We start from the raw sequence: 11,478 nt of genomic DNA, 5'->3' as shown, positions 1-11,478 counted from the left end.
ATGGCGCGCTGGCTCATCACCGGATGCTCGACCGGCTTCGGTCGCGAAATCGCCCGCGCCGGTTTGGAAGCGGGCCACAGCGCGGTGGTGACCGCGCGCCGCGCCGACTCGGTGCGCGACTTCACCGACGAGTTCGGTGACCGCGCGCTCGCCGTCGCGCTCGACGTGACGGACCCCGGGCAGATCGCGGCGGCCGTGTCGGCGGCCGAAGCGGCGTTCGGCGGCATCGACGTCCTGGTCAACAACGCCGGCCACGGCTACCTGTCCGCCGTCGAGGAGGGCGAGGACGCCGAGGTCCGAAAGCTGTTCGAGGTCAACTACTTCGGCGCGGTCAACATGATCAAGGCGGTGCTGCCGGCGATGCGCGCCCGCCGCTCCGGGCACATCATCAACATGTCCTCGATGACCGGCCTGGTCGCCAACCCGCCCAACGCGTATTACTCGTCGACGAAGTTCGCGTTGGAGGCGATCACCGAGGCGCTCGCCACCGAGGTGCGGCCGCTGGGGATCAAAGTGACCGCCATCGAGCCGGGCGCTTTCCGCACCGACTGGGCGACGCGATCGATGAAGGAGTCGGCCACGCCGATCGCCGACTACGTCGACGTGGCCGCGCGCAAGGACCTGATCAAGCAGTTCGCCGATCATCTTCCCGGTGACCCGAAGAAGGTCGCCGAGGCCGTGTTGATGGTCACGACGCTCGACGAGCCCCCGCTGCGGCTGCTGCTGGGCCGCGACGTGCTCAAGGCCATGCGCGACAAGCTCGCCGCGCTGTCGTCGTCGATCGAAGAGTGGAAGTCCGTCACCAAGGACGTCAACTTCCCGGGGTCGTGAGTCACTCGTCGAGGAGCGCGGCGTGCTCTACTTCACGGCAGCCGCCAGTCGATGGGGTCGGCGCCCATGCCCGTCAACAGTTCGTTGGCGCGGCTGAACGGGCGCGACCCGAAGAACCCCCGAGAGGCGGACAGCGGCGAGGGATGCGGGGACTCGATGGCCACGCAATTGCCCTCCGCAAGAATGGGTTTGAGCGTCGACGCGTCTCGTCCCCACAGGATCGCCACCAGCGGCTGCGAGCGCGCGACCAGCGCCCGGATGGCGCACTCGGTGACCGCCTCCCACCCTTTGCCGCGGTGCGACGCGGGATTGCTGGGGCGCACGGTGAGCACCCTGTTCAACAGCATCACCCCGCGCTGCGCCCACGGCGTCAGGTCACCGCAGGCCGGCTGGGGGTGCCCCAGGTCGGCGGCGTACTCGTCGAAGATGTTGGCCAGGCTGCGCGGCAGCGGGCGCACGTCCGGGGCGACCGAGAAGCTCAGTCCCACAGCGTGTCCGGGGGTCGGGTACGGGTCCTGCCCGACGATCAGAACCCGGACGTCGTTGAACGGAAAGGTGAAGGCGCGCAGGACGTTCGGGCCGGCGGGCAGATAGCGGCGGCCCGCGGCGATCTCCTCCCGCAGGAACTGTCCCATCCGGGCGACCTGGTCGGCCACGGGCTCCAGCGCGGCCGCCCAGCCCGGCTCGACGAGTTCGCCGAGCGGCCGGGCGGTCACCGCAGCCCTTTGACCAGGAGCACCACCGTGTCGGCGCCCGCCCGCCGGTCGCGGGAGATGTCCTGATACTCCGGCGATTGCGCCCACTTCCGGAACGCCGCCTCGTCCGGGAACGACATCAGCACGAGCTTCTCGCGGTCCCAATGCCCCTCGATCACCTCGGGTGATTCGTCGGCGGCCAGCAGCGTGCCGGCGTGACGGCGGAAGACGTCCATGAACTTCGCCTGGTACCGGTCGTAGGCCGCTCGGTCGGTGAACCTCAGCTGGGCGATGGCGTAGACGGTCACCGCGTAACCCTAACCACCGAACGATTCCCAGCCCGCGTAGCCGTTCCACTCGTCGCCGTCGACGAGCACTCGCGCCGGTCCGTCGACAACCCGCCCGACGGGTCGCCAGCCGGCCGGCGCCGGACCGGCGAAAGAGGCCACCAGCGCGTGGTCTTCGCCCCCACCCAGCACCCACGACCAGGGGTCGACGCCGGCCGCGCCGGCCGCCCCGGCGAGCGCGTCGCGGTCGGCGGCCAGCGCCGCGGTGGACAGGTCGATGCCGACCCCCGAGGCGTCGGCGACGTGGCGCAGGTCGGCGATCAGACCGTCCGAGACGTCGATCATCGCCTCGGCCCCGGCGGCCGCGGCCACGGCGCCCTGGCCGTAGGGCGGGCGTGGCACCACGTGGCGGCGGCGCAGGTCGTCGTGACCCTCGATCCCGTTGTGCCACAACGTATATCCGGCGGCGGAGCGGCCCAGCTCGCCCGCGACGGCGATCACGGAGCCAGCCTTCGCCCCGGAACGCAGCACGGGCGCCCGGCCGCCCAGGTCGCCCAGCACCGTCACCGAGATCACCCACTGCGGACAGCTGACGAGGTCGCCGCCGGCGATGCCGGCGCCCACCAGCCCCGCCTCGTCCCACATCCCGTCGACCAGCGCGTCGACCAGCTCGGCCGCCGTGTCACCGGGGGCACCGAAGGCGACCACGAAGGCGGAGGGCCGTGCGCCCATCGCCTCGATGTCGGCGGCGTTCTGGGCGATGGCCTTGCGGCCGACCTCGCCCGGGGTCGACCAGTCCAACCGGAAATGCCGGTCCTGCACGAGCATGTCGGTGGACACCACGACGCGGCCATCCCCCGCCGCGACCATTGCGCCGTCGTCACCGGGCCCGAGCAAAACCGCAGCGGGCTGACCACGGCCGCGCACCAGGCGATCGATGACGCCGAACTCGCCCACCTCGTGCAGCGTCGGTGGCCGGCCCGGTGTGTCGTCGCGCACGCCGCCTCCTCCGCGCGGTCCGGTTGTGTGAGGCCACGATACGGCCGCTCGGCCCGGGGTAAGTTGGTGCCCTGCCGCGCGAGCGGACCCGCAGTGACTGTAGGAGGTGCGCGGGCGGTGACGATCGACCCCGATACCGGCCGGGACTCCGACGCGGGACCGCCCCGCGCGGTCATCATCGCGGCGATAGCCGTGGCGGTCGTCGCCGTCGGGATCGTCCTCGTGATCGCCGCGACCCGCGCGGCGCCGTCACAGGTCACCGTCTCCGCCGTTGCGGCGCCCCAGGCGGGAAGCCCCGCCTGCCAGGCCTTGTCGGCGGCGCTGCCGCAGCGGCTCGGGGACTATCGGCGGGTCCCCATCGCCGCGCCCGCGCCACCGGGCGCCACCGCCTGGCGGACCGACGGCCGGGGCGAGCCGGTGGTGCTGCGCTGCGGCCTTGACCGGCCCGGCGCCTTCGTCGTCGGATCCCCGATTCAGGTGGTCGACAAGGTGCAGTGGTTCGAGACCGAACGCGAGTCCGCCGGGGACGCAGGGCGATCCGTCTGGTACACGGTGGACCGGCCGGTGTACGTGGCGCTCACCCTGCCGTCGGGATCGGGGCCCACGCCGATCCAGCAGGTCTCCGAGGTGATCGACCACACGATGGCGGCCGTCCCGATCGACCCCGCGCCGGCCCGCTAGCGCAGGCGGCGACCCGCCTCGCCCGGCTGCGCCGCGCTCGCGATCGCCGCTAGCGCAGGCCGACGCCCCGGGCCAGCGCGGTCTCGACCATGGTCGCCAGCAGCGTGGGATAGTCGACGCCGCTGGCCGCCCACATCCGCGGGAACATCGAAATCGTGGTGAAGCCGGGCATCGTGTTGATCTCGTTGATCACCGGGCCCTCCTCGGTGAGGAAGAAGTCGACCCGGGCCAGGCCCTGGCAGTCGATGGCCCTGAACGCCCGAATCGCCAACTGGCGCACGGCGTCGGCGATCTCGTCGTCGACCTTCGCGGGCACGTCGAGTTCGGCGACGTCGTCGAGGTACTTGGTCGCGAAGTCGTAGAACGAGTCCTCGCGGCCGCGCACACCGACCACCCGGATTTCCCCCACCGTGCTGGCTTCGACGGAGCCGTCGGGCATTTCGAGCACACCGCACTCCAACTCGCGGCCGTTGATCGCCGCCTCCACGATCACCTTCGGGTCGTGGCGGCGAGCTTCCGCCACCGCGGCGGGAAGCTCGTCCCAACTCGTCACGCGGCTGACGCCGATCGACGAGCCGCCGCGCGCGGGCTTGACGAACACCGGCAGGCCGAGGCGTTCGCGCTCCTCGGGATGCAGCGCCGGCCGGTTCGGCCGCAACACCGCATGCGCGCCGACCGGCAGCCCCTCGGCGGCCAGCAGTTTCTTGGTGAACTCCTTGTCCATGCCGGCGGCGCTGGCCAGCACGCCGGCTCCGACATAGGGCACACCGGCGAGTTCGAGCAGGCCCTGCAGCGTGCCGTCCTCGCCGTAGGGGCCGTGCAGCACCGGGAACACCACGTCGACGGACGCCAGCACCTCGCCCGCGCCGGGCTGCAACGACACCAACTGACCGCTTCGCACCGGGTCGGCCGGCAGGGCGAGCTCGGTTCCCGAGTCGGCCGTCACCCCGGGCAGCTGCCGGTCGGTGATCGCCAACGCGTCCGGGTCGCCGTCGGTGAGCACCCAGGACCCCTGCGGCGTGATGCCGATGGCGGTCACGTCGAACCGCCCGGGGTCGAGGTTGCGCAGGATGCTGCCCGCGGACACACAGGAGATGGCGTGCTCGTTGCTGCGACCGCCGAAGACGACGGCCACGCGCACGCGGCTCGACCGGTCGCTGGGCTTCACAACCTTCAGAGGCTACCGGGTGTCGGGGCCAGGAGTCGGATCGCGGCCCGCGAGCTGCGGTTTCGTCACTCGGGCTTGGTGCTGCGGCCCAGGAGCAGGGCCATCGCCTCGTCCACCGAGAGTCCCTTGTGGCAGACCCGGTGCACGGCATCGGTGAGCGGCATCTCGACGTCGTAACTCGATGCCAGCGCGAGCACCGACTCGCAGGACGTCACGCCCTCGACGACGTGCCCGTCCCGGGCCTGCATGGCCGACTCCATGGTCCCGCCGCGGCCCAGCCGTTCGCCGAACGAGCGGTTGCGTGAGTACGGCGACGTGCACGTCGCCACCAGGTCACCCACCCCGGCCAGTCCGGCGAGCGTCGCCCCCTTGGCCCCGAGCGCTATTCCCAGCCGCATGATCTCCGCCAGGCCTCGGGTGATGATGGCGGCCGCGGTGTTCTCGCCGAGCCCGACGCCCGCGGCCATCCCGCAGGCGAGCGCGATGACGTTCTTGCACGCGCCGCCGACCTCGGTGCCGACGACGTCGCTGTTGGTGTACGGGCGGAGGTACCCGCTGTTGAGCATGCGCTGCAGCGCGACCGCGCGGCCCGAGTCGCTGCACGCGACGACCGTGGCGGCGGGCTGGCATTCGGCGATCTCCGATGCGAGGTTGGGTCCGGAGATCACCGCGACCTGATCCGAGTCGACGCCGGTCACCGACACGATGACCTGGCTCATGCGCATCAACGTTCTCAGCTCGATGCCCTTGGCCAGGCTGACCAGTGTCGCGCCGTCGGCCAGCAGCGGCGCCCAATGCTCCAGGTTCGCCCGCAGCGTCTGCGCCGGCACCGCCATCAGCACCGTGGTCGCGCCGCCGAGCGCCTCCCCGGCATCGGCGGTGGCGTGGATGCCGGTCGGCAGCAGCGTGCCCGGCAGGTAGTCGGGGTTGTACCGGGTGGTCGCGATCTGCTCGGCAACGTCGGGCCGGCGGGCCCACAGCCTGACCCCGGCCTCTGGTCCCCCCGCATCAACGAGCACCTTGGCCAGCGCCGTCCCCCAGGCGCCCGCACCCATCACCGCGACGGCGCCCGTTGACGTGGGCATCGTGCCGGCCATTCGCCACCCCATCTCTTCGTGCATGCAGCCGCTACACCCTAGATCAGGCCCCGCCCGGCAGTCACCCGCGACGATCGCGAGCGCGGCGAAGCCGGGCGATGCGGGTCGTCGCCATCGGGCCCGCGACGATCGCGAGCGCGGCTCCACGACACGTAATCGTTTGCGAAGACGCGCCGACGAGGGTCGCCAACGTTTACGTCTCGCGGTCTGGGGACGGCAGCGGCCCAACGATCGCCAGCGCGGCGGCGCTGGCAGGATGACTTTCCATGAGCGCCACACGGGCCGACGGTTCGGGCGACGTGGCGTTGATCGTCGCGGTGAAGCGGCTGTCGGCCGCCAAGACCCGCCTGGCGCCGATCTTCTCCGCGCCCACCCGCGAAAGCGTGGTGCTCGCCATGTTGATGGACACCCTGTCGGCCGCCGGCCGGGTGGGTGCGCTCGGTTCGATCACGGTCATCACGCCCGACGAGGCCGCCGCGGCCGCGGCAGCCGAGCTCGGCGCCGACGTGCTCGCCGACCCTACGCCCGACGGCCACCGCGACCCGCTGAACAACGCCATCATCGCCGCGGAACGGCACGCCGCCGCTTCGTACTCGAATTTCGTTGTCCTGCAGGGCGATCTGCCCGCCCTGCAGAGCCAAGAGCTAAGCGAGGCGATCGCCGCCGCGCGCCAGCACCGGCGCAGCTTCGTCGCCGACCGGCTCGCCACCGGCACCTCCGCGCTGTGCGCTTTCGGATCCACGCTCGACCCGCACTTCGGCCCGGATTCTTCGGCGCGACACCGTCGTTCGGGCGCGATCGAACTGACGGGCGCGTGGCCCGGTCTGCGCTGTGACGTGGACACGCCCGCCGACCTGGCGGCCGCCCGCCGCCTCGGGTTGGGCCCGGCGACCTCGCGGACCCTCGCGCACCACTAGCGGGGCGGCGTCAGCAAACCTGTCGTCGCGGTGAACACCACCCCAACGGCGCATGGATGTCCGTCCCGCGCTAGCCGCGCGACCGGGTGATACGCCATGATCTCTGGGTGACCGAAATCGAAGCTGAGGCGCGTCCCGACGGGAGCATCTGGCAGACGGGCGACTCGGCGCTGGCGGCCCCTCCCGCGGCCACGCCCGCCGCCATCATCGATGAACTGCCGGAGGACCGCTACCTCAATCGCGAACTGAGCTGGCTCGACTTCAACGCGCGCGTCCTGGCGCTGGCCGCGGACAACTCGCTGCCCCTGCTGGAGCGCGCCAAGTTCCTGGCCATCTTCGCCTCGAACCTGGACGAGTTCTACATGGTTCGCGTCGCCGGCCTGAAACGCCGCGACGAGATGGGCCTCTCGGTCCGGTCGGCCGACGGCCTCACGCCGCGCGAGCAGCTGGCGCTGATCGGCGAACAGACGCAACGCATCGCGACCCGGCACGCGCGCGTGTTCCTGGATTCGGTGCGCCCCGCGCTCGCCGAGGAAGGCATCCTCATCGTCACGTGGGCCGACCTGACCGAGGCCGAGCAGGAGGACCTGTCCACTTACTTCATGGAGCAGGTGTTCCCGGTCCTGACCCCGCTGGCCGTCGACCCCGCCCATCCGTTCCCGTTCGTGAGCGGCCTCAGCCTGAACCTGGCGGTGACCGTGCGGCAACCCGAGGACGGCGGTCAGCACTTCGCCCGAGTGAAGGTGCCCAACAACGTCGATCGCTTCGTCGAGCTTCGATCGCCCGCGGGCGACGACGCCGACGGGCTGGCCGTGGTCCGCTATCTGCCGACGGAAGAACTGATCGCCGCCTTCCTCCCCACGCTGTTCCCGGGCATGGAGATCGTCGAGCATCACGCGTTCCGCATCACCCGCAACGCCGACTACGAGGTCGAAGAGGACCGCGACGAGGACCTGTTGCAGGCGCTGGAACGGGAACTGGCGCGCAGGAGATTCGGCTCGCCGGTGCGACTCGAGATCGCCGACGACATGACCGAGAGCATGCTGGAACTGCTGCTGCGCGAACTCGACGTCCACCCGGGCGACGTCATCGAGGTTCCCGGACTGCTCGACCTCTCGTCGCTGTGGCAGATCTACGGCATCGACCGGCCTGCCCTAAAGGATGTGGCCTGGGTCCCCGACACCCATCCCGCCTTCGCCGACCGCGAGACACCGCGGAGCATCTTCGCGACGCTGCGCGAAGGCGATGTGCTGCTTCATCATCCGTACGACTCGTTCTCCACCAGCGTGCAGCGCTTCATCGAGCAGGCCGCCGCCGACCCGAACGTGCTGGCGATCAAGCAGACGCTGTACCGCACGTCCGGTGACTCGCCGATCGTGCGGGCACTGATCAACGCCGCCGAGGCCGGCAAGCAGGTGGTGGCCTTGGTCGAGATCAAGGCCCGCTTCGACGAACAGGCCAACATCCGCTGGGCGCGTGAACTGGAACAAGCCGGCGTGCATGTGGTCTACGGGTACGTCGGGCTCAAGACGCACTGCAAGACCTGCCTGGTGGTGCGCCGTGAGGGGTCGACGATCCGGCGCTACTGCCACATTGGCACCGGCAACTACAACGGCAAGACGGCGCGCCTGTACGAGGACGTCGGCCTGTTGACCGCGTCCCCCGAGATCGGCGCCGACCTGACCGACCTGTTCAACTCGCTCACGGGCTACTCGCGCAAGGTGTCGTACCGCAATCTCCTTGTCGCACCGCACGGGATCCGCACCGGGATCATCGAACGCGTCGAGCGGGAGGTCGCCGCGCACAGCGAGAGCGGCGGCGGCCGAATCCGCCTGAAGATGAACGCTCTGGTCGACGAGCAGGTCATCGACGCGCTCTACCGCGCCTCGCAGGCCGGTGTGCGGGTCGAGGTCGTGGTGCGGGGCATCTGCGCCCTTCGCCCCGGCGCTGAGGGCTTCTCGGAGAACATCTCCGTGCGCTCGATCCTCGGCCGCTTCCTGGAACACTCGCGGATCATGCATTTCGATCGGATCAACGAGTTCTGGATCGGCAGCGCCGACATGATGCACCGCAACCTCGACCGGCGCGTCGAGGCGCTGGTGCAGGTGAAAGACCCCAGGCTTACCGCGTACCTGGACGAATTGTTCGAGTCCGCGCTGGATCCGGCGACCCGGTGCTGGGAGCTCGGACCCGACGGGCAGTGGACGGCTTCGCCGCAGGAGGGACACACCGTGCGCGACCACCAGGTGTCGATGATGGAGCGGCACCGCAGCCCCTGACGCCGTCCGGTGAGCTACGGCCAGATCCGCGACCGTTTGCGGTCGCGGCGAATTGACCTGCAGGAGTTGAGGTGCCAAACCAGAACTCGTCCGCCGCTCGGCGCCCGGGCAGCCGGATCGTGCATGCGGCGGGCGCCGTGCTGTGGCGCCCGGGCGCATCGGACAACCCGGGGCTCGAGATCGCGGTGATCCACCGCCCCCGGTACGACGACTGGTCGCTGCCCAAGGGCAAGCTCGACCCTGGCGAGACCGCGCCCGTGGCCGCGGTGCGGGAGGTGTGGGAGGAGACGGGCCACCGGTCGATCCTCGGCCGCCGGCTGGACATGGTGACGTATCCGATCGATTTGGGCGTCAAGAAGGTGTCTTACTGGTCGGCGCGCAGCACCGGCGGAGAGTTCGCTCCGGGTAAAGAGGTCGACGAGCTGATCTGGCTGCCGATCGACGACGCGATGGGCCGGCTCAGCTACCCGCACGACCGGAAGATGCTGCGGCACTTTGCCAAACACCCGGCCGACACGCATACCGTATTGGTGGTGCGGCACGGCACGGCCGGAAGTAAGTCACGCTTTTCCGGCGACGACTCCATGCGGCCGTTGGACAAGAGGGGACGCGCGCAGGCGGAGGCTCTGGTGCCACAACTGCTGGCCTTCGGCGCCTCGGAGGTCTACGCGGCCGACCGGGTGCGCTGCCACCAGACGGTGGAGCCGCTCGCCGAGGAGTTGGGCGTGACGGTCCACAACGAACCCACCCTCACCGAGGAGTCGTACGCCAAGAATCCCAAACGCGGTCGCCAGCGAGTGCTGGACATCGCCGCGCACGACGGCACTCCGGTGATCTGCACGCAGGGCAAGGTGATCCCGGACCTGATCGAGTGGTGGTGCAAACGGGACGGTGTGCGCCCGGACAAGTCGCGCAACCACAAGGGCAGCACCTGGGTGCTGTCGTTGACGGCCGGCCGACTGGTGGCGGCCGATCACATCGGGGGCGCACTGGCCGCCAACGTGCGGGCCTAGCACGCGAATACCCCCCGGGCCTGCGCCCGAAGGGTATTCGCGTGGATTCGGTTACTGCCCCTTACTTGCGGCCGCGGCGCGCGGTCGTCTTCTTGGCCGCAGCCTTCTTGGCCGGAGCCTTGCTGGCGGCCTTCTTCGCCGGAGCCTTGGTGGCCACCTTCTTGGCAGCGGTCTTCTTGGCCGGGGCCTTGGTCGCCGCCTTCTTGACCGGAGCCTTGGTCGCCGCCTTCTTCGCCGGCGCCGCCTTCTTGGCCGGAGCCTTGGTCGCGGCCTTCTTCGCCGGCGCCTTGGTCGCGGCCTTCTTGGCCGGGGCCTTCTTGGCTGCGGCCTTCTTGGCCGGAGACTTCTTGGCTGCGGTCTTCTTGGCAGCAGTGCCGCCGCTCGAACCACGTTTCACTGCAGGTCCTTCCGACGGGAGGCGCTGTGCGCCAGACACAACCGCTTTGAATTGGGCACCGGGACGGAACGCCGGGACCGACGTCGGCTTCACCTTCACCGTCTCGCCGGTGCGCGGGTTGCGGGCCACTCGCGCCGCGCGCCGCCGCTGCTCGAACACACCGAATCCGGTGATCGTGACGCTGTCCCCCTTGTGCACCGCGCGCACAATGGTGTCCACGACATTCTCGACGGCGAGGGTCGCCTGCCGTCGGTCAGTCTTCAATTTCTGTGTGAGCTCGTCGATAAGCTCAGCTTTGTTCATCCGAACCCTCCAAGCCAGTGGTCCTCGTTATTGGGAACCGACTAGAGGACACGGTAAACCCTTACCCAGCAAATTTCCAAGAGCCACGCGCAATTTCACGGTCACCGGACAGAAATTTTCGCAATCCGGTTGCCGCGCTTGGCAGGTGGCGGACTCGAATTCGGCCGGTTTACTTAGCCGACCAACAAGAAATTTCGGGGCGGCCAGGCCCGTCAGGAAGCGGGCAGCGTGCGCGGTTTCCACGCCGGACGCGCCGCCTCGAACGACTCGATCCGATCGAGTTTCCGCAGCGTAAGGCCTATATCGTCGAGCCCTTCGAGCAATCGCCAGGCGGTGTGGTCATCAATCTTGAACGGCAGCACCGTCGTTCCGGCGGTGACATTTCGATCTTGAAGATTGACAGTGATTTCCAAGCCCGGGCTCTGCTCGATGAGCTTCCACAGAAGTTCAACCCCGTCTTGCGAGACTTCGGCCGCCAGCAGGCCCGCCTTGCCGGCGTTGCCCCGGAAAATGTCTCCGAACCGAGACGAGATAACCACCCGGAACCCATAGTCCATGAGCGCCCACACCGCATGCTCGCGCGACGAGCCGGTGCCGAAATCGGGTCCCGCGACCAGAACCGAGCCGCGGTCAAACGGGCTGAGGTTGAGCACGAATGACGGATCGGACCGCCATGTGGCGAACAAGCCGTCCTCGAATCCGGTGCGCGTCACGCGCTTCAAATACACCGCGGGGATGATCTGATCGGTATCCACATTGGACCGCCGCAGCGGCACGCCGATGCCGGTATGGGTGCGAAAGGGTTCCATCG

12 protein-coding genes are annotated in these 11,478 nt (G+C 69.7%); 5 read left to right on the top strand and 7 right to left on the bottom strand.

What is annotated here, in order from left to right; genetic code table 11:
• A complete protein-coding gene (locus GPY60_RS16370; RefSeq protein WP_156688734.1) occupies positions 1–831 on the top strand; it encodes an oxidoreductase in 831 nt (276 codons plus the stop codon).
• Positions 832–863: 32 nt separating this feature from the next.
• Here GPY60_RS16370 and GPY60_RS16365 read toward each other — a convergent pair whose 3' ends face one another.
• Genes GPY60_RS16365 through GPY60_RS16355 form a run of 3 tightly spaced genes read right to left on the bottom strand, consistent with a single transcriptional unit; the run spans position 864 to position 2,812 of the window.
• Positions 864–1,547, bottom strand: a complete 684-nt coding sequence (locus GPY60_RS16365; RefSeq protein ID WP_156688733.1) for a uracil-DNA glycosylase — start codon at positions 1,545–1,547, stop codon at positions 864–866.
• Positions 1,544–1,834: a DUF1330 domain-containing protein gene (locus tag GPY60_RS16360; RefSeq protein ID WP_156688732.1), complete on the bottom strand. Its 291-nt coding sequence runs from the start codon at positions 1,832–1,834 to the stop codon at positions 1,544–1,546. The genes GPY60_RS16365 and GPY60_RS16360 overlap by 4 nt, the downstream gene beginning before the upstream one ends.
• A gap of 9 nt (positions 1,835–1,843) precedes the next feature.
• A complete protein-coding gene (locus GPY60_RS16355) occupies positions 1,844–2,812 on the bottom strand; it encodes a thiamine-phosphate kinase (protein WP_156688731.1) in 969 nt (322 codons plus the stop codon).
• Positions 2,813–2,929: 117 nt separating this feature from the next.
• On the opposite strand from GPY60_RS16355, the gene GPY60_RS16350 reads away from it, so the two are divergent.
• Positions 2,930–3,493 (top strand): DUF3515 domain-containing protein, encoded by a 564-nt coding sequence (locus tag GPY60_RS16350; protein WP_156688730.1) that lies wholly within the window; start codon positions 2,930–2,932, stop codon positions 3,491–3,493.
• 49 nt (positions 3,494–3,542) lie between these two features.
• Here GPY60_RS16350 and GPY60_RS16345 read toward each other — a convergent pair whose 3' ends face one another.
• Positions 3,543–4,661, bottom strand: a complete 1,119-nt coding sequence (locus GPY60_RS16345) for a D-alanine--D-alanine ligase family protein (RefSeq protein ID WP_156688729.1) — start codon at positions 4,659–4,661, stop codon at positions 3,543–3,545.
• Positions 4,662–4,726: 65 nt separating this feature from the next.
• Entirely contained in the window at positions 4,727–5,746 is a 1,020-nt protein-coding gene (locus GPY60_RS16340; RefSeq protein ID WP_156688764.1) for an NAD(P)H-dependent glycerol-3-phosphate dehydrogenase, read from the bottom strand.
• A 278-nt stretch (positions 5,747–6,024) separates the two neighbouring features.
• Between GPY60_RS16340 and cofC the strand changes: the two genes are divergently transcribed.
• The 3 genes from cofC to GPY60_RS16325 all read left to right on the top strand — a co-directional run bounded on the left by cofC (position 6,025) and on the right by GPY60_RS16325 (position 9,967).
• The gene (cofC, locus tag GPY60_RS16335) at positions 6,025–6,675 is read left to right on the top strand and encodes a 2-phospho-L-lactate guanylyltransferase (RefSeq protein ID WP_156688728.1); all 651 of its coding nucleotides are present in this window, start codon (positions 6,025–6,027) and stop codon (positions 6,673–6,675) included.
• A gap of 86 nt (positions 6,676–6,761) precedes the next feature.
• On the top strand, positions 6,762–8,954 hold the full coding sequence (locus tag GPY60_RS16330; protein ID WP_156688727.1) for an RNA degradosome polyphosphate kinase: 2,193 nt from the start codon (positions 6,762–6,764) through the stop codon (positions 8,952–8,954).
• A gap of 71 nt (positions 8,955–9,025) precedes the next feature.
• On the top strand, positions 9,026–9,967 hold the full coding sequence (locus GPY60_RS16325) for an NUDIX hydrolase (RefSeq protein ID WP_156688726.1): 942 nt from the start codon (positions 9,026–9,028) through the stop codon (positions 9,965–9,967).
• A 61-nt stretch (positions 9,968–10,028) separates the two neighbouring features.
• Here the strand turns inward: GPY60_RS16325 and GPY60_RS16320 are convergent, their stop codons facing one another.
• Both GPY60_RS16320 and leuD read right to left on the bottom strand, forming a co-directional pair.
• The gene (locus GPY60_RS16320) at positions 10,029–10,667 is read right to left on the bottom strand and encodes an HU family DNA-binding protein (protein ID WP_156688725.1); all 639 of its coding nucleotides are present in this window, start codon (positions 10,665–10,667) and stop codon (positions 10,029–10,031) included.
• 212 nt (positions 10,668–10,879) lie between these two features.
• The gene (gene leuD / locus GPY60_RS16315; protein WP_156688724.1) at positions 10,880–11,476 is read right to left on the bottom strand and encodes a 3-isopropylmalate dehydratase small subunit; all 597 of its coding nucleotides are present in this window, start codon (positions 11,474–11,476) and stop codon (positions 10,880–10,882) included.
• Positions 11,477–11,478: the final 2 nt, after the last annotated feature.

The sequence above is a fragment of the Mycobacterium sp. Marseille-P9652 genome, from assembly GCF_902652685.1.
Taxonomy (GTDB): domain Bacteria; phylum Actinomycetota; class Actinomycetes; order Mycobacteriales; family Mycobacteriaceae; genus Mycobacterium.
The sequence above is the reverse complement of the archived record's forward strand: the minus strand, read 5'-3'. Positions and strand labels throughout refer to the sequence as shown.